The sequence below is a fragment of the Rhizobium rosettiformans genome, assembly GCF_016806065.1.
Taxonomy (GTDB): Bacteria; Pseudomonadota; Alphaproteobacteria; order Rhizobiales; family Rhizobiaceae; genus Allorhizobium.
Window position 1 is genome coordinate 2122000 of the sequence record NZ_CP032405.1, and the last position, 18138, is coordinate 2140137.

At 59.8% G+C, this 18138-nt stretch carries 21 protein-coding genes; 19 read left to right on the plus strand and 2 right to left on the minus strand.

The window, feature by feature from the left end; genetic code table 11:
• Positions 1-45 precede the first annotated feature (45 nt).
• Together D4A92_RS10210 and motA are read right to left on the minus strand one after the other, a co-directional pair.
• Positions 46-993: a FliM/FliN family flagellar motor switch protein gene (locus D4A92_RS10210; protein ID WP_203019676.1), complete on the minus strand. Its 948-nt coding sequence runs from the start codon at positions 991-993 to the stop codon at positions 46-48.
• Between the two features lie 2 nt (positions 994-995).
• Positions 996-1877: a flagellar motor stator protein MotA gene (gene motA, locus D4A92_RS10215; RefSeq protein ID WP_203019677.1), complete on the minus strand. Its 882-nt coding sequence runs from the start codon at positions 1875-1877 to the stop codon at positions 996-998.
• Between the two features lie 222 nt (positions 1878-2099).
• Between motA and flgF the strand changes: the two genes are divergently transcribed.
• The 19 genes from flgF (at position 2100) to D4A92_RS10310 (ending at position 18137) form a co-directional block, all read left to right on the plus strand.
• A complete protein-coding gene (flgF, locus tag D4A92_RS10220) occupies positions 2100-2834 on the plus strand; it encodes a flagellar basal-body rod protein FlgF (protein WP_203019678.1) in 735 nt (244 codons plus the stop codon).
• An 18-nt stretch (positions 2835-2852) separates the two neighbouring features.
• Positions 2853-4241, plus strand: a complete 1389-nt coding sequence (gene fliI / locus D4A92_RS10225; protein ID WP_203019679.1) for a flagellar protein export ATPase FliI — start codon at positions 2853-2855, stop codon at positions 4239-4241.
• Between the two features lie 2 nt (positions 4242-4243).
• Entirely contained in the window at positions 4244-4816 is a 573-nt protein-coding gene (locus D4A92_RS10230) for a flagellar protein (RefSeq protein ID WP_203019681.1), read from the plus strand.
• Between the two features lie 75 nt (positions 4817-4891).
• Positions 4892-5287 (plus strand): flagellar basal body rod protein FlgB, encoded by a 396-nt coding sequence (gene flgB, locus D4A92_RS10235; RefSeq protein ID WP_203019682.1) that lies wholly within the window; start codon positions 4892-4894, stop codon positions 5285-5287.
• Positions 5287-5709, plus strand: coding sequence for a flagellar basal body rod protein FlgC (flgC, locus tag D4A92_RS10240; protein WP_203019683.1), 423 nt, complete (start codon positions 5287-5289; stop codon positions 5707-5709). The genes flgB and flgC overlap by 1 nt, the downstream gene beginning before the upstream one ends.
• The gene (locus D4A92_RS10245; protein WP_203019684.1) at positions 5706-6044 is read left to right on the plus strand and encodes a flagellar hook-basal body complex protein FliE; all 339 of its coding nucleotides are present in this window, start codon (positions 5706-5708) and stop codon (positions 6042-6044) included. The genes flgC and D4A92_RS10245 overlap by 4 nt, the downstream gene beginning before the upstream one ends.
• 15 nt (positions 6045-6059) lie before the next feature.
• Positions 6060-6848, plus strand: a complete 789-nt coding sequence (gene flgG / locus D4A92_RS10250) for a flagellar basal-body rod protein FlgG (protein ID WP_203019685.1) — start codon at positions 6060-6062, stop codon at positions 6846-6848.
• A gap of 17 nt (positions 6849-6865) precedes the next feature.
• A complete protein-coding gene (gene flgA / locus D4A92_RS10255; RefSeq protein ID WP_203019686.1) occupies positions 6866-7342 on the plus strand; it encodes a flagellar basal body P-ring formation chaperone FlgA in 477 nt (158 codons plus the stop codon).
• Between the two features lie 14 nt (positions 7343-7356).
• The gene (locus tag D4A92_RS10260; RefSeq protein WP_377278629.1) at positions 7357-8460 is read left to right on the plus strand and encodes a flagellar basal body P-ring protein FlgI; all 1104 of its coding nucleotides are present in this window, start codon (positions 7357-7359) and stop codon (positions 8458-8460) included.
• Entirely contained in the window at positions 8457-8993 is a 537-nt protein-coding gene (locus D4A92_RS10265) for a MotE family protein (RefSeq protein ID WP_203019687.1), read from the plus strand. The genes D4A92_RS10260 and D4A92_RS10265 overlap by 4 nt, the downstream gene beginning before the upstream one ends.
• Positions 8990-9709, plus strand: coding sequence for a flagellar basal body L-ring protein FlgH (flgH, locus tag D4A92_RS10270; RefSeq protein ID WP_203019688.1), 720 nt, complete (start codon positions 8990-8992; stop codon positions 9707-9709). The genes D4A92_RS10265 and flgH overlap by 4 nt, the downstream gene beginning before the upstream one ends.
• 19 nt (positions 9710-9728) lie before the next feature.
• Entirely contained in the window at positions 9729-10247 is a 519-nt protein-coding gene (locus D4A92_RS10275; protein ID WP_203019689.1) for a flagellar basal body-associated FliL family protein, read from the plus strand.
• Positions 10244-10981 carry a flagellar type III secretion system pore protein FliP gene (gene fliP / locus D4A92_RS10280; protein WP_203019690.1) on the plus strand — a complete coding sequence of 246 codons (738 nt, stop codon included), beginning with the start codon at positions 10244-10246 and terminating at the stop codon, positions 10979-10981. Before D4A92_RS10275 ends, fliP begins: the two co-directional genes overlap by 4 nt.
• Positions 10982-11229: 248 nt before the next feature.
• A complete protein-coding gene (locus D4A92_RS10285) occupies positions 11230-12141 on the plus strand; it encodes a flagellin (RefSeq protein ID WP_203019692.1) in 912 nt (303 codons plus the stop codon).
• A gap of 402 nt (positions 12142-12543) precedes the next feature.
• The gene (locus tag D4A92_RS10290) at positions 12544-13458 is read left to right on the plus strand and encodes a flagellin (protein ID WP_203019693.1); all 915 of its coding nucleotides are present in this window, start codon (positions 12544-12546) and stop codon (positions 13456-13458) included.
• A gap of 223 nt (positions 13459-13681) precedes the next feature.
• Complete coding sequence (locus tag D4A92_RS10295) at positions 13682-14641, plus strand: flagellin (protein ID WP_203019694.1); 960 nt, start codon at positions 13682-13684, stop codon at positions 14639-14641.
• Between the two features lie 305 nt (positions 14642-14946).
• Positions 14947-15906 carry a flagellin gene (locus tag D4A92_RS10300; protein ID WP_203019695.1) on the plus strand — a complete coding sequence of 320 codons (960 nt, stop codon included), beginning with the start codon at positions 14947-14949 and terminating at the stop codon, positions 15904-15906.
• Positions 15907-16170: 264 nt separating this feature from the next.
• Positions 16171-16818: a GTPase gene (locus D4A92_RS10305; RefSeq protein WP_203019697.1), complete on the plus strand. Its 648-nt coding sequence runs from the start codon at positions 16171-16173 to the stop codon at positions 16816-16818.
• Positions 16815-18137, plus strand: a complete 1323-nt coding sequence (locus tag D4A92_RS10310) for a MotB family protein (protein ID WP_203019699.1) — start codon at positions 16815-16817, stop codon at positions 18135-18137. The genes D4A92_RS10305 and D4A92_RS10310 overlap by 4 nt, the downstream gene beginning before the upstream one ends.
• Position 18138: the final 1 nt, after the last annotated feature.

An 18138-nucleotide genomic window follows, 5' to 3' on the forward strand; every position in this document is an offset into this window, starting at 1 on the left:
TTGAAACTTGCCTCAAGCTGCCGTGGGGCGAGCCCCGGTAAATTGCTAGTTCATCAAATGCTTTAGAATCTCATCTTCGCTGCTCACATTGTCCTTTACGCGCACGGTGTACCGGTCGCCGGCGCGGCCGAACTCGCAGCGGTAGAGATTCTTGCCGTTGGCGCTGACATCGACCATAACGTCGCCCTTGTCGTGGAACGGAATGACGTCGCCGGCAACGAGGCGCGACACGGTGGCGAGGGTCAGCGAATCGAGCCGGACCCGGGCTTCCAGAGTGACCTGGGAGCGACGAACCTGTTCCGAGATCTGTTCCTGCCATTCCTTCTTTGACTTGCCGGCCTGATTTTTCGATTTCGGTATTGTAACGACAGTCTTGAGCAGCGCCTTCTGCGGAATGATCAGGTAGAACTCCGAGGTGACCGTGCCAAGCGTGATGCCGAGCTTCACCGTCACCGCATATTCGTCAACGTGGTCTTCTTCTAGCTTCTGACGGTCTTCGGCATTGTGAGCCTTTTCGAGCAGCGGCTCGAACCCGCCGGGCGCATTGACGCCGGAGCGCAGAACGTTTGCGATCTTGTCGAAAACCATGACGGCCAGATCAAGTTCGATCAGCGACAGGGGGCGCTCGATCGGCTCCTGGATTGTCTCCGGCAGGGCACCGAGAAGATTCTCCATCAGCGTGATGACGAAGCTGTTGCCGCATGCCAGCACGAAGTTCGGTGACCAATTGCGCAATTGCCCGTCGGCCAGTGAGACATTGTCGCCGAGGTCGGCAATCAGGTCGGTCATCAGGCCGGTTTCGTGGCCGTTATAGTGAACCTGCATGGTGAGCCCGGTCTCGCTGTGGAAGACGTCGGGAAGGAACTCGACATAAAGCTGGCCGAAGTCGCTGCACAGGCGCTGCAGGGTCTTGGAATCGCCCAGCCCGCCGGTGAGTTTGGCGAGAAGCGCGCGGTCCATGCTGGGGGCTGTCTCAGTGATGGTCTCGGTCATGATCAAGCTGCCTTGCTTTCACCGCCGCCGCCGCCCGGATTCATCATCTCCTGCTCGACGGCGTCGATCGACGGACGCTCGTGCGAGGAGATTGTCTTTCGGCCGTATTCGAGGGCGACCTGAGGCACCGAGCCGTTCATGTAGGCGAGCAGGCTCTGCTTTACGATGATGAAGAGACGATGCTGTTTGGTGCGGACGACCTTTATCTGTGCGATCAGCGGGCTAACAAGGCAGTAGGACAAGAAGATGCCGAGCATGGTGCCGACCAGTGCGGCGCCGACCAGGCCGCCGATCACCTCGGGCGACTCGTTGATGTATCCCATGGTCTTGATGATCCCGAGCACGGCCGCGATGATACCGATGGCCGGGAAGGCGTCACCGACCGTGTTCAGCGAATAATAGGGTTTCATCTTGTCGTAGAGGATCGTCTCGATCTCTTCGTCCATCAGCGCTTCGATCTCATGGCTGCGGGCATTGCCGATGATGATCAGGCGGACATAGTCGCAGATGAAGGAGGTCAGCTCCTTGTTCTTCAGCAGGTTCGGTGCTGCCGTGAAGATCGAGGATTCTTCCGGGTTGTCGATATGGGCTTCGATCTCGTTGCGCGACTTCGTGCGAAGGTCACGCATCAGAGAATAGAGCACACCCAGCACGTCCAGATAATCGCGTTCCTTGGGTACCTTGTACTTTATGGCTTCGCCAACAGCCTTTCCGGTATCCTTTATGACCTTCATGGAGTTAGCCATGATGAAGCCGCCGACGCCCGCGCCTCCGATGATGAGCAGCTCGAACGGCTGGTTGAGCACGGCGAGTTTGCCACCCATGGCCATGTAGCCGCCGAGCACGCAGCCCAGAGTGATCACGAATCCGATGATTATGTTCATTTTGCCCGTACCCGAACGTTACTATTCACTTTGAGCGATAAGGCACCTGCCTTGCGTGAGGCTGAATCAGGGTTTCCTTTTGGGTATCCCCGCTTCTTAAGGCCTCGTTCCGTCTCGACAGTTTCGCGCAAGCCTTTTGCCGCAAGAAGAGTGGAATGGAGCGTAGGCTATCCTGCGTTAAATAATGATTTACTGATATTATTCACTTGCGGAGGCGAAGCGGTGCAATCCGGTATCTATGTGTCCCTGTCGTCGCAGATGGCCCTTGAGCGTCGTCTCACCACCATCGCCGACAACATGGCCAATGTGAACACGGTGGGCTTTCGCTCGACGGATGTGAAGTTCGACGAGATGCTGAGCCGAACCGGCAATGAGCTTAATGCGAAAATCGCATTTGTGAGCCAGGGCAACGACTATCTGTCGACCAAGAGCGGCGAACTGAGCGAGACCGGCAATGTGCTGGACTTCGCGATCAAGGGTGACGCTTGGTTTGCGATCGATACACCGGTCGGCCAGGTGCTGACACGCGATGGCCGTTTCACCATGACCGACACCGGCGAACTGATCTCGACCCGCGGCTACCCGGTTCTCGATGCAGGCGGTGCGCCGATCCAGCTCAACCGCGTCGGCGGTCCGCCGGAAGTCGGGGCCAGTGGTCAGATTATGCAGGACGGTCGTGTCGTCGCCACGCTCGGCATCTTCACGGCTGATGTGCGCAACGGCTTCCTTCGATATGAGAACAGCGGCGTGACCACCGTCGACAACCCGCAGCCGGTCGTCGACAATCCGGAAGTCTCGATCCTGCAGGGTTATGTCGAAAACTCAAACGTCAACGGCATCGGTGAAATGACCCAGCTCATCCAGGTCAATCGCGCTTTCGAAGCCATCAGTGCCCTGATCAGCTCGAGCGAGAATACCATGAGCGAGGCAATCAAGGTCCTCGGCGGCGGCAACTAAGCCTGAAAGCGGATAATCATGAGCGCGCCGACATCAGACGAATTTCCGCTGTCACCCAAGCTCGGGCAACTGGCGGCATTGGCGCAGCGTTATTCCCGGCCGACCAATTCCGTAACGCAGGGCGGCCATGTTCGCACCATCGCAGCCGGGCACTACACGGTAACGGGCCTCTCGCGCCATGTCCGCCTCGGTGAATTCGTCGCGCACCGTTCGTCGACGGGCGTGCATCTCGGCGAGGTCGTGCGTGTCGAGCCGGATGTCTGTTACGTCTGCCCGATTGAACCCGGCGAACCCATCGGCATCCACGATGTCGTGATCCGCAAGGGTGCTTTCCGCATCGCACCCGACGACAGCTGGTGTGGCCGCACCATCAACGCGCTCGGCGATCCGATCGACAACGGCCCGGCGCTGGCGCCGGGACCCCAAAGGCGTCCAATCTCGACGACCGCTCCACCATCAATGACACGGCGGCGTGTGGAAACCGGCTTCAAGACCGGTGTTCGTGCAATCGACATTTTTTCTCCGCTTTGCCTGGGTCAGCGTCTCGGCATCTTCGCCGGATCGGGCGTCGGCAAGTCGACGCTTCTGTCCATGCTCGCCCGTGCCGATGCCTTCGACAAGGTTGTCATCGCCCTGGTCGGCGAACGTGGTCGCGAAGTGCGCGAATTCATCGAGGACACGCTCGGCGACAACATGGCGAAATCGATCGCTGTGGTGGCGACCAGCGACGAGAGCCCGATGCTCAGAAAGATGGCGCCGCTGACGGCGATCACCATTGCCGAGCACTTCCGCGACAAGGGCCAGAACGTTCTCTTCATCGTCGACAGTGTCACGCGTTTTGCCCACGCGATCCGCGAGGTGGCCACGGCCGCCGGCGAGCCACCGATCGCTCGCGGTTATCCGGCCTCGGTCTTCACGGAGTTGCCACGCCTTCTTGAGCGCGCCGGTCCGGGCGCGGAAGGGGCGGGAACCATCACGGCGATCATCTCGATCCTCGTCGACGGCGACAACCACAACGACCCGATTGCCGACTCGACACGCGGTATTCTCGACGGTCACATCGTGCTTGATCGCGCGCTTGCCGATGAAGGACGTTATCCGCCCATCAATCCCTTGACATCGATATCCCGTCTGGCCCGCAAGGCCTGGACGCCCGAGCAGGAGAAGCTTGTGTCGCGCCTGAAGGCGCTCATTCATCGCTTCGAGGAAACTCGAGATCTGCGACTGATCGGCGGCTACCGCAATGGTTCTGACCCCGATCTCGACATGGCCATCAAGCAGGTGCCAGTCATCTACGACATTCTGAAGCAGACGCCGGGTGAGAAACCGGCACTGGATGCCTATGCCGATCTGGCCAATGCCCTAAAGGCGGCTGCCGGCGGGCAAGGTATGAGACAAAGGGGATGACCATGACCGATTTCGATGCTGACGAGCCCGTGGCTCCGCTGCGACCGGTCTCGGCGAAGCGCCGTGTTCCGACCGTCGACCGTGTTCTGGCCGTCACCGGCATTGCGCTGGCATGCAGTGCCGCGCTGTTTCCCTGGTACGTTTTCTTCAATGAAGGGAAATTCGGGGTCCGGCTTGCGGAGTGGGGGCCTACGCGTGATCTGCCCGAGGGCCCGGGACGCAACGTCTTCAGCGTGTCGCCGCTTGCTCTCGTGGACAATGATGATGATGATGAAGATAATAGCGCGGGCGAGGTGGAGGCGGTTGACCAGATCGTCACCGCGACCGTTCCGACCTTGGGGCGGGAACAGCCCGAAGCTCTCGATGTGCCGAGCGCGCAACCATTTCCGGGAAAAAGCGGCTTCCGTCTCCTGCATGTCGCCAATGGTCGTGCGCTGATCGAAGACAAGTCCGGCATGTTTCTCGTGCGTGTGGGTTCGATTCTGCCGGACAATAGCCGTGTCGCCACGCTCGAGCAGCGGGACGGGAAATGGGTGATTGTCACGTCGACCGGCGAGATTGTTCGAAACAATTGAGAAGGTGTGGGGCGGGCAAGTCCCACGCAAGATTACTCGCCTAGGCTCCGATCAGTTACAGACGGAGTGATGTGAATGAATCCCATCGAGTTGTTCGAGCTGGCATCCCGACAGGCGGAATGGCTTTCGGTGCGCCAGCAGGTCGTGGCAACCAACATCGCCAATGCCAATACCCCGAAATTTCTGGCCAAGGATATCACGCCCTTCAGTGCAGTTCTGGATCGGACAAGCACCGTGCAGGGCATGGCCGTGACCCAGCCGGGCCACATGGCTGCCAACGACTTCAGCGATCGTAACATTGCCGTCGTGGACGAAGATCTCAACAACGAGATCGGCATCCAGGAGTCAGGCAACACGGTCGCGCTCTCGGACGAACTGAGAAAGACGGGCGAGATCAAGCGGAATCACGAGCTCAACACCTCGCTGATGTCCTCCTTCCATCGCATGATGCTTATGACGGTGAAACGCTGATGACTGATCCTTTGCTGGCAACTCTGCGCGTTGCGGGAAGTGGGCTTGAAGCCCAGTCGACCCGCCTTCGCATCGTATCGGAAAACATCGCCAATGCGCGCACCACGGGCGATACGCCCGGTGCCGACCCCTATCGCCGCAAGACGATTACGTTTGGGGCCGAACTGGATCGCGCAACCGGCGCACAGACCGTCGAGGTCAAGAAGCTCGGCGTCGATCTTGCCGACTTCATCGAAGAATACGATCCGGGCAACCCGGCGGCCAACGAGCGCGGCATCGTCAAGATGCCGAACGTCAACATCCTGATCGAGATGGCCGACATGCGTGAGTCCAATCGGACTTACGAAGCCAATCTGCAGACGATCAAGCAGACTCGAGACATCATTTCCCAGACAATCGCGCTTCTGAAGGCATCGCAATGATCGAATCCATCACCAAGACCAGCGCATTGTCGGGCATCGGCGGCCTGGAGTCACTGTCCAGCTCGTTTTCGTCCAAGGGCCTGACTGCCGAGGGCACGACGCCCGGCACGATGACCGGCGAGACCTTCATGGCAGCGCTGAGCAATGTCGCAGCAGACGCGGCCAACAACCTGAAACAGGCCGAGCAGACTTCGTTCGACGGCCTGATGGGCAAGGCGAACACCCGCGAGGTGGTCGATGCCGTGATGCAGGCAGAACAGTCGCTCCAGACGGCGATCGCGTTCCGCGACAAGATCGTCAACGCCTATCTCGAAATCACAAAGATGCAAATCTAGCAGGGGTACCGAACTATGAGAGCGCTTGCCATCGCAGCCACGGGTATGGACGCCCAGCAGACCAACCTCGAAGTCATCGCGAACAACATCGCGAACATCAACACGACGGGCTTCAAGCGCGCGCGTGCTGAGTTCTCCGACCTCCTCTATCAGACGGAACGCGCCCAGGGCGTGCCGAACCGTGCGAACCAGGCGATCGTGCCGGAAGGCGCGAATATCGGTCTTGGCGTGCAGACGGCAGCCGTCCGGAACATTCACACGCAGGGCCAGCTCACTCAGACCGGCAACGAACTGGACCTCGCGCTCATCGGCCGCGGCTGGTTCCAGATCGAAAGCCCTGATGGTGCAACCCTCTACAGCCGCTCCGGTGCATTCAACATGAATGCCGAAGGCCAGCTGGTCACGATCGACGGTTACCTCGTCACGCCGCAGATCACGATCCCGCAGGATGCCAGCGAAGTGGTGATCAGCCGTACCGGCCAGGTTCAGGCTCGCATCGGCAACGATCCCGACTATACCGACCTCGGACAGTTGACGATCGCCAACTTCGTCAATGAAGCCGGTCTGAAGCCGCTCGGCGACAACTTGTTTGCCGAAACCGCAGCCTCGGGTGCCGCAATCGTGGGTGCGCCGGAAGATCCGGGATTCGGCTACATCAAGCAGTCCTACCTGGAAGCCTCGAACGTCGACTCGGTGAAGGAGATCACGGACATGATCTCGGCCCAGCGCGCCTACGAGATGAATTCCAAGGTCATCACCACTGCCGACGAGATGGCTCAGATCGTCAGCAAGAACCTCAAGTAAGACAACTGGAGGCAAACATGAGGTTTCGCCGGAAATTCGGACACGCCTTGCGCGCGATGGCTCTCGCCGTCGCCGCCATGGCTCTCGGCGCCGGCACTGCCCTGGCGCAGAACACGGCCGTGATCCCCAAGCAGGTGATCTATCCCGGCGAAACCATTGCATCCGAGCAGGTCGATGTGGTTGCCGTGACCAATCCCAATCTGGCCGGAGGCTATGCCCGCACCAGGGAAGAGGTGGTCGGCATGGTGGCCAAGCGTACCTTGCTCCCCGGTCGGACCATTCCGGTCCATGGCCTTCGCGAAGCGTTTGCGGTCAAGCGCGGAAGCAGCGTTCGGCTGACGTTCACGATTGGCACCATGCTCATCAGCGCCAGTGGCACGCCGCTGACCGATGCGTCCGTCGGCGAGGTCGTCAAGGTCCGCAACATTGATTCTGGCTCGATCGTGTCTGGCACGGTCATGGCGGATGGCACGGTACAGGTGATGGCAAAATGAGATTGATTGCTCCCATGCGGATCGCGCTCTGCGCGCTGGCGCTGGTCATGGCTCCCCTCGAGCCGGCCATGAGCGCCAATTCGCGCATCAAGGACATCGCCTCGCTCCAGTCCGGACGAGACAACCAGCTCATCGGCTACGGCCTCGTGGTCGGTCTGCAGGGAACCGGCGACAGCCTGCGCTCGTCGCCGTTTACCGACCAGTCGATGCGCGCGATGCTCCAGAACCTCGGCATTTCAACCCAGGGCGGGCAGTCGAACGCCAAGAACGTCGCGGCCGTCATGGTCACCGCCAATCTGCCGCCTTTCGCGAGCCCCGGAAGCCGCATCGACGTGACCGTGAGCTCGCTGGGTGACGCAACGTCTCTGCGCGGTGGCACCCTGGTCATGACGTCGCTGACCGGCGCCGACGGTCAGATCTACGCCGTTGCGCAGGGGTCTGTCGTCGTCTCCGGCTTCAATGCCCAGGGTGACGCTGCCGCCGTGCAGCAAGGCATCACGACGTCCGGCCGCGTGCCGACGGGTGCGATCATCGAGCGCGAACTGCCGTCCAAGTTCAAGGACAGCGTCAATCTCGTGCTGCAGCTCCGCAACGCCGACTTCACCACGTCGCTTCGCATCGCTGACACGATCAACGCCTATGCGGCTGCCAACTATGGCGCGCCGATCGCCGAGGCACGCGACAGCCAGGAAGTGGTTGTCCAGAAACCCCGCACGGCCGACCTCGCGCGCCTGATGGCGGACATCGAAAACCTGGTCGTTGCAACGGATTCACCGGCCCGTGTCGTCATAAACGAGCGTACCGGTACCATCGTCATCGGCGCCGATGTCCGTGTCTCGCGCGTTGCCGTGAGCTATGGAACGCTGACCGTCCAGGTGCAGGAAACCCCGCAGATCATTCAGCCAGAGGCGTTCTCGCGCGGTGAGACGGCTGTCCAGCCGCAGACAGATATCTCGATCCGGCAGGAAGGCGATCAGATCGCAATCGTCGATGGACCTGATCTCAGAACCCTCGTCAGCGGCCTCAACAGCATCGGGATCAAGCCTGACGGCGTCATCGCCATCCTGCAGGGCATCAAGTCCGCCGGTGCGCTGCAAGCGGAGCTCGTGCTGCAATGATCCATCTCGATTGTCTTCGCCCCTCTGCAAAGTCGCTGCGCAAGGTGGCTCTGGTCGTGGCCATCGCCACATTGCCCGCCTTCGCCCAGAACGCGGTCGGCCAGCAACAGCCGCTTGGCAGTGCGACAGAAGCCGAAATCCGCCAATTCTGCACCGGCATCGCGGATGCAGCACGCGACCAGCGTTACCTCCTGCAGAAGCAGGAACTCGACAAGTTGCAGGCCGACGTGGATAGCCGTATCGCAATCCTCGAGCAGCGTCGCGAAGAATACGAGGACTGGCTGACCCGCCGCAACGAATTCATGAAGCAAGCCGAAGGGCAGCTCGTCGAGATTTACCGAAAGATGGCGCCGGATGCCGCAGCCCCTCAGCTGGAGGAGACCAACGTCATGCTCGCAGCTGCCATCATCATGAAACTCCAGCCGCGCCAGGCGAGCCTCATCCTGACCGAGATGAGCCCGGCCAAGGCTGCCCAGGTCGCTTCGATCATGTCGAGCGCCGGAAACCCCAATACCTCGAAGGACCCATCATGATGAAGCGTTTCCCGGCATTGCTGGCCGTTCTCTTCCTCGCCGGCTGCCAGAGCCAGACGGTTAAGGAGATTGGCAACGCACCGTCGATGAGCCCGATCGGGTCCGGATTGCGTTACAGCCAGACCCCGCAGATGGCGATGTACCCCAAGCAGCAAGCCCAGACGGCCAGTGGCTATTCGCTGTGGAGCGACAGCCAGTCCGCGCTCTTCAAGGATGCGCGTGCCCTGAACGTCGGCGACATCCTGACGGTCAATATCGAGATCAATGATCGGGCCTCGTTCGACAACAAGACAGACCGCAGCCGCACCAATGGGACCGGACTGAGCTGGGGTGCGAACGTCTCCAACTTCCTAGGCTTCTCGACAGATACGGGAACGTCCGGCGATCTCTCGACCGATTCCAACACGAGCTCCAAGGGATCTGGCAAGACAGAGCGTTCGGAGCGCTTGAACCTTCTGGTCGCAGCCGTCGTCACGGGTGTGCTTGAAAACGGCAACCTGCTGATCAGCGGTTCGCAGGAAGTGCGGGTGAACCACGAGCTTCGCATCTTGAACGTCGCCGGTATCGTCAGGCCCCAGGATGTCAATGCAGACAACCAGATCTCCTATGACCGAATCGCCGAAGCCCGCATCTCCTATGGTGGCCGTGGCCGTCTGACCGAGGTCCAGCAGCCGCCGATCGGCCAGCAGGTCGTCGACATCTACTCGCCGTTCTGACGCGGGGGAGGCAAGGCACATGGAAGAAGGTCAGGAAGGCGAAGGCAAGAAGAAGTCGGGGCTCATGGCGCTCGTCATCCCGCTGGTGGTCCTGACCGCTGTCGGTGGCGGTGGCGGGTGGGTGATCGGCAATATGCTCGCACCTCAGGTCAAGCAGGCCGAAGACGCTGCCAAGGCGGCGGAAGCGGCATCCGGTGGACATGGCGGTGATGCCAAGAAGGACGAAGAGGGAATTCCCCCCATCTCCACGGAGGCGAACGGCGTGGTCGCACTCGCGCCGATCACCACAAACCTCGCATACCCCTCGGAAAACTGGATCCGTCTCGAAGTGGCCCTGATGTTCAACGGTCCGCCGGACGTTCAGATCGCCGAGGCAGTGCATCAGGACATCATGGCGTATCTGCGCACTGTGTCACTGCAACAGGTCGAAGGTCCGCGCGGCTTTCAATATCTCAAGGATGACCTTCAGGAGCGAGTTGACCTGCGCTCGGAAGGCCGCGTATCCAAGGTGATGTTCAGAACGCTCGTGATCGAATGATTCGGTTTCTACTCCTCGTCGCTGTCATGATGATGGCGCCGCAACTGGCTGTGGCCCAGCAGTTGCCGACGGATATCTTCAACACCCCGATCGATGGATCGGTGGCGGCGTGGATCATTCGTACCTTCGGGCTGCTGACGGTGCTGTCGATCGCACCCGGCATTCTGATCATGGTCACGAGCTTTCCCCGTTTCTTGATCGCCTTCTCCATTCTGCGCTCCGGCATGGGGCTTGCCACCACGCCATCGAACATGATCCTGACCAGCATGGCGCTGTTCATGACCTTCTATGTCATGGCGCCGACCATGGACCGCTCTTGGCGCGAAGGCGTTCAGCCGCTCATCAACAACCAGATCACCGAGGCCGAAGCGGTCGCCCTCATCGCGGAGCCGTTTCGCGCCTTCATGACCGCGAACACGCGTGACCGGGATCTGGCCCTTTTCGTCGATATTGCGAATGAGCGCGGCCAGGCGACCATCGTCGACGGCCAGGTCGACTACCGTGTCCTCATCCCCGCTTTCATGCTTTCGGAAATCCGACGTGGCTTTGAAATCGGCTTCCTGATCATCCTGCCCTTTCTCGTCATCGACATGGTGGTCGCCACCATTACCATGGCCATGGGTATGATGATGTTGCCGCCCACCTCGATCTCCCTGCCGTTCAAGATCCTGTTCTTCGTCTTGATCGACGGCTGGAACCTGCTCGTCGGCAGTCTCGTCAGATCGTTTGCCTAAGTTAACCATCCCCGCTTACGGTTGATTCACCACGCTCCCTTACGGGCGATTTACCACGTCATCAGCGCCCCTTGAGCTACCTTCAAATGTAAAGAAGTTGGCAAGGATTGGCTGCGAGTTTGGACCTCGCACGACGGGTCTGGTAGCAACGAAAAATACCAAAAGGCATGATGCCGAACGTCCGTGACCGGTAAGCTTTTCAGTCCGGTATGTCCCCTCTTGTATCTCGTTTTTAAGGGACAAATCCTATGGCCAGCATTCTGACCAACTCCAGCGCGATGTCCGCGCTTTCTACCCTGCGCTCGATCGCTTCCAGCATGGAATCGACGCAGAACTCCATCTCGACCGGCATGAAGGTCTCCAAGGCGTCGGACAACGCTGCTTACTGGTCGATCTCGACGACCATGAAGTCTGACAACATGGCCCTATCGGCCGTGACCGACGCTCTGGGCGTTGGCGCAGCGAAGGTCGATACCGCCTATGCCGGTATGGAATCGGCTATTGACGTCGTCAAGGAAATCAAGGTCAAGCTCGTCGCCGCACAGGAACAGGGTGTCGACAAGGAAAAGATTCAGGAAGAAATCACTCAGCTGCAGGAGCAGTTGAAGTCGATCGCTGAATCGGCATCGTTCAACGGCCAGAACTGGCTTGCGAACGAAGACGGCGCCTCTGTGAGCGTCATCACTGGCTTCGTGCGCGCCTCTGACAACACTGTCTCGGTCAAGTCCACCACTGTAACGCTTGACGACACGAACATGCTGTTCCAGGCGGACGCCACGACTGGTGCCATCACCACCACCACCGGGATCCTGGGCGCTAACGGCGCTGCAAGCACGCAGAGCATCTATGGTTTCACGATCGACAACGACACTGATGCGACTGCACTTGGCAACCTGCTGACTGACGTTGAAACGGCTCTCACGTCGATGACCAGCGCTGCGGCAAAGCTCGGCTCGATCTCTTCGCGTATCGAACTGCAGACCGCCTTCTCCGATAAGCTGTCTGACGCCATCGAAAAGGGCGTTGGTCGCCTCGTCGACGCTGACATGAACGAAGAGTCGACCCGCCTCAAGGCTCTGCAGACCCAGCAGCAGCTGGCGATCCAGGCGCTCTCGATCGCCAACAGCGACTCGCAGAACATCCTGTCGCTCTTCCGTTAATCGCAACATCAAGTCGGCCCGTGAGGGCCGGCTAGACTGTCCTGACGCCATTATGCCTTGGTGGCTGACCAGAGGCGCGCGAAGGGAAGGCTTAACCATCCGGAGGCTGAACCGGATCGGAAGCAACACGAGGGCCGCGTTCGGAAACGAGCGCGGCCTTTGCGTTTTATTAATCATGATTTGCTACGCGCGCGTACGCGCGAAGGTTGCAAAAAAAATCGAAAATCCGCCAATGTGTCCGTTCGTTTAGGCCTTCATTAACCTTGATGGTTTTATCTAAGCCTATCGAAGCGGCGAGCTAACTTATACATTTCAGCCAGTTAGCAGGCATGATGCTGTGCGCCGTTACCGGTGAGACCGGAATGTCCCTTCTTAGTCAGCCATTCAAGGGGCAACACTACCATGACGAGCATTCTTACCAATATCGCCGCAATGTCGGCACTCCAGACGCTGCGCACGATCGGCAGCAGCATGGAAGACACCCAGGGCCGCGTTTCCTCCGGCCTGCGCGTCGGCGAAGCTTCCGACAACGCTGCTTATTGGTCGATCGCCACCACCATGCGCTCCGACAACATGGCCCTCTCTGCCGTCTCTGACGCTCTGGGCCTGGGCGCTTCGAAGGTCGATACCGCCTATGCCGGTATGGAATCTGCCATCGAAGTCGTGAAGGAAATCAAGGCAAAGCTGGTCACCGCGACCGAAGAAGGCGTTGACAAGGAAAAGGTTCAGGAAGAGATCACCCAGCTGCAGGCGCAGCTGATGTCGATCGCCGAATCCGCGTCCTTCTCGGGCGAAAACTGGATCGCTGGTGACGCCGCAGACGTGACCGTCGTATCGGGCTTTGTGCGCGACGCCAACAATGCCGTTTCGGTTAAGACGACGACTTACTCGCTGACGGACGCTGCTGACGGCACGCTGCTGTTCGGCGGCGACGGTTCCGGCGGCATCAATGACGCGACGGGCATCCTGGGAACCGCTGGCGGTGCGACCATCGGCGTCTCCGTCTACGAACTGGACATCTCCACCTTTGACGGCACCGAGATGGCAGAAGCCCTGACGCTGGTTGATGAAGCCCTGGCCGCAATGACCAGCGCTGGCGCTGAACTCGGTTCGATTTCCATGCGCATCGAATTGCAGGAAGATTTCGCCAACAAGCTGTCTGACTCGCTCGACTCCGGTATCGGCCGCCTCGTCGACGCCGACATGAACGAAGAATCGACCCGCCTCAAGGCACTGCAGACCCAGCAGCAGCTGGCAGTCCAGTCGCTCTCGATCGCCAATTCTTCTTCGGAAGTCATCCTGTCGCTCTTCCGCTAAGACTGAAGAGATCCAGCATCGAAGCCGCCCTCCGGGGCGGCTTTTTGCGTTTTAACGATTTTATCAGATCTCTTTAACCATGCGTTAACCATAAGCCCGTTACATGGGGTCATGTAACGATGAGTTAACCAAGACGAAGAACTGGTTAAGGGCATTAGGCCGCTTCATCGTTCCCGGACAAGACCGGGATGTCCCCAAATCTAGCCATTTAAGGGACACGACCGTGACCAGCATTTTGACGAACAACGCAGCGATGGCTGCACTTCAGACACTCCGCGCGCTCGATTCCAGCATGCAGGACACCCAGGCACGCGTATCTTCCGGCCTGCGCGTCGGCGGAGCAGCAGATAACGCCGCCTACTGGTCGATCGCAACCACGATGCGCTCCGACAACATGGCCCTCTCAGCGGTCCAGGACGCACTCGGCCTCGGCGCCGCCAAGATCGATACCGCCTACGCAGCAATGGAAAGTGCTGTTGAGGTGGTGAAGGAAATCAAGGCTAAGGTTGTTGCCGCCACCGAAGAAGGCGTCGACAAGAACAAGATTCAGGAAGAAATCGATCAATTGAAAGAGCAGCTTCGGTCAATCGCCGAATCCGCCAGCTTCAGTGGTCAGAACTGGGTCGCAGGTGGCACGGACAGCAATGCCGGAGCCGTGGAAGTCACCGTAGTATCCGGCTTCATTCGAAACTCCAACGGACAAGTCTCTGTCTCGACTACGCCTTACAGTCTGGATGGCGCTACTGTCGGCGAGATGACGGTGCTCTTCGGTGGTGACAATGCCGGGGCGATTGATTATGCGTCCGGCATCCTCGGGACCACGGGCACATTTACCGCCGTAGCGGCCCAGTCGGTCGATACGCTCGACATAACCCAGTATGCGGATCCTGATGTCCAAACCAACATGCAGGAAGCACTGGTACTTGTTGAAGATGCACTCCAGGCGATGACCAGCGCGGCGGCTGCCCTCGGTTCCATCTCCATGCGCATCGGCATGCAGGAAGACTTCGTCGCGGCTCTGACCGACTCGATCGACAGCGGTATTGGCCGTCTCGTTGATGCCGACATGAACGAAGAGTCGACCCGCCTCAAGGCGCTGCAGACCCAGCAGCAGCTGGCCATCCAGTCGCTCTCGATCGCCAACACCTCTTCCGAAAGCATCCTGACACTCTTCCGTCAGTAAGCGGCGCTCTGGCTAGGGGCGACTTCGTCCCGCCCTGACAGTGTCGGATGTTATCGGTGTGAATCCGCGCCTCGCAAGAGGCGCGGATTTTCGTTTGAGCCTTGCGCGAAACTTTTGGCAATTTCGTTTGGACTACAAAAGACAAGCCTGTGCCTTGCCATGTCATTGGTCTGTTTGTTAACTGCCGCTGTTAACGATTTGTTAACAGTGACGGGGACCGCGCGTTCGCGCGTTTTGCATGATGCCCTCCCGTCGTGCCGGCAAGTCGCCGGATGCGCAGTCCGACACGCTTAGGGGCACCAAGCATGACCAGTATTATGACCAATGCGGCCGCCATGGCGGCGCTGCAGACACTTCGTTCGATCGATAACAATCTCGAGATGACCCAGCGGCGCGTTTCGTCGGGTTACCGGGTCGAAACGGCAGCCGACAATGCCGGCTATTGGTCCATTGCCACGACGATGCGCTCCGACAATGCTGCGCTCTCGACAGTTTCCGACGCACTCGGCCTCGGTGCGGCAACCGTTGATACCGCTTACACGGCGCTCGACAATGTCGTCGACGTGATGTCCACGATCAAGGCGAAGCTGGTTGCCGCCCGCGAACCGGGCGTCGACAAGAACAAGATCAACGAGGAAATGACGCAGCTGAAAAACCAGCTGATTTCCTCGGCCCAGTCGGCATCTTTCTCGGGTGAAAACTGGCTTTACAACACCAATGCGCTGGAGCTAGGCACCAAGCAGGTTGTTTCCTCCTTCGTCCGCGGAGCAGACGGCAGCGTTCAGGTCACGACCCTCGATTTCGACACCGCTGAATCCGTGCTGATCGACACCCAGGATGCGTCTCGCGGCTTTCTCACCAAGTCGATTGATGCCGATGCCCTGCGCAACACCGGCACCGGCGCGCGCGAATACTACCTCCTAGACATGGGAGGGCCGACGGGCGGCGACGAGATCGCGATAGAGACCGACACCCCCGATGATGTACTCGACGACATGATTGCTGTCGTTGACAACGTCATCCAGCAGCTGACCGATGCCGCCGCCACACTCGGCGCCATCACCAGCCGTATCGAGATGCAGGACAACTTCGTCTCGAACCTCATGGATGTGATCGACAAGGGCATTGGCCGTCTTGTTGATGCCGACATGAACGAAGAATCGACGCGTCTGAAGGCGTTGCAGACCCAGCAGCAGCTTGGCATCCAGGCACTCTCGATCGCCAACAGCAGCGCCGAAAAACTTCTGACGCTCTTCCAACGATAAGCCTTGAACCGCCAGATGCGCAGGCATCTGGCGGTTCCGTGCCGTTTTGAAGCAGGCCGACCGCAAACCTCATTCATCTTCGCGCAAGTTTGAACCCCTAGCTTCAGGAAGCGCACGTGGCATCAGAAGCCAATCCGCGCCGAATGAGCTTTGATCGATCCTGGAAGATGAGAGAACGCGTACGGATATGCTGATGTTTGATCTTCTTCTCCTGCAAGTGCACGTCAGCCGTGTCCAATCTGTCGCCGATGGAGGCGATCGCCCATGAGCATGCCTTTGGCCCGTTATCTCAAGGACTTCTCGACAACGGTGGCGCCACCTGCGCCGCCGGCGCCGACGTTTGATATGCCGTCGGTGGATGCCTTCGATATGGACTTTCCAGCTCTTCCCGAACCAGAGGCAGTCGACGTCGAGGCCATCAAACGCGAGGCCTATGCCGAGGGCCATGAAGCCGGTGAGAAGGCAGCTGCAGAACGTTTCGAGGTGGACCGGCAGGCGATGGAGATCGCCCACGCCCAGGCGCTGGCCGAGCGTGACCAAAAACTGCGTGACGAGTTTGCAGACCTGCTCGCGACAAAGCTGCCGGACGTTATCGAGAGGCTCTCGCTTGCCGTGAGCGAACAGGCGGCGATTGCGCTCGCTCCGGTGATCGGCGAGGCACTTGCCGAGACGGCCGTAAAAGACCTGGCTGATCTCTTGAAGGCAGCCATCACTGCGGGCGAGGCCGGCACGATCGAGGTCAAGGGGCCTCGTCACCTGTTTGAAAAGCTGCAATCGGAAATGCCGGAGCAGACAAGTTTCCTACGCCATGTCGAGGATCCGGACCTCGATCTCTCGGCTGAATTCGGCGATGCCGCGCTTGTCACCCGCATCTCGGCCTTTACGGCGAGCTTGAAGAAAGTGCTGGCATGAGCGACGAGAACCACCACCACGGCAAGAGCCAGATCATCATCGTCAAGCGCCGCAAGGGTGACCACGATGGCGCGCATGGCGGAGCGTGGAAGATTGCCTTTGCCGACTTCATGACGGCAATGATGGCCTTCTTCCTCGTCATGTGGCTGGTCAATGCTGCCAATGAAGAGACCAAGGCCACGGTGGCCAGCTATTTCAACCCGATCAAGCTCTCCGACGAGAAGCCGACCGAAAAGGGCTTGGAAAAGCCAGTCGAAACCAGCGAGGGCCAGGAGAAGAAGGAACGCTCCCAGGTCGATGAAGACCAGGACAAGGTAGGTTCCGCCGCCGCAACCGGCGATGACCAGACGGCCTCCTCGGGCGACGAAGCCAATTATTCGGAGGCCGACTTCTTCGAAAACCCCTACTCGGTTCTGGCTGAAATTGCCCAGGAAGTAGGGCAGCAGGCCAATGTCAGCGCCAAGGGCGAAGGCGGCGCAGCCGAGTCAGGCCCGTCCACCGGCGCTCAGGGCGGTGAGGCTTATCGCGATCCCTTCGATCCGGATTTCTGGACGCAGCAGGTTCAGACAGCCAACGGTCCCCCGGGCGAGCCGACCGACGCGCAGACACCGGCCGAGCAGGCACAGACCGCCCCGCCATCCGACACGGACACGTCTGAACCTTCGACCGAGCCCGAACAGCAGATCGCCCTTGTGGTGCCTGGTCAGAAGCCGGATCCGGCAGCCACGCCATCAGACGCGATGGCCGCGGACAAGCCTGCCGATGCTGAAGCGTCGGAGATCGGCCAGACCGAACAGCCGCTCAAGGGAGTTGCTGAGAAGCCGGAAACCGCCGAGGCTGTGCTCGAGGCTCAGCTTGCTGCGGCGGACACTCTCAAGGCGGAAATCGCAAATGCCATTGGCGGTGCAGCCGGCAAGCTGGCCGAGGGGCTGATCGTCACGCCGACGGAAGGTGGCTTGCTGGTCACGATCAGCGATCAGAGTGATGCCGCCATGTTCAATCTCGGCTCGGCCGTGCCGCGCCGCGAACTGGTGGTCGCCATGGAGAAACTCGGTCAGATCCTGCAGGAAAAGCCTGGCCGCATCGTGATCCGTGGCCATACGGACGCCCGCCCGTTCCGCGGCACGGAAAATGACAACTGGCGGCTTTCCATGGCCCGCGCCCACAGCGCCTATTTCATGCTGGTCCGCGGCGGTCTTGACGAGGATCGTGTCGAACAGGTTTCCGGCTTTGCCGATCGGCGCCTGCAGGTGCCGGAAGATCCGCTTGCGGACGCTAACCGCCGCATCGAGATCCTGATCGAAGCGGAGCAGGGCTGAC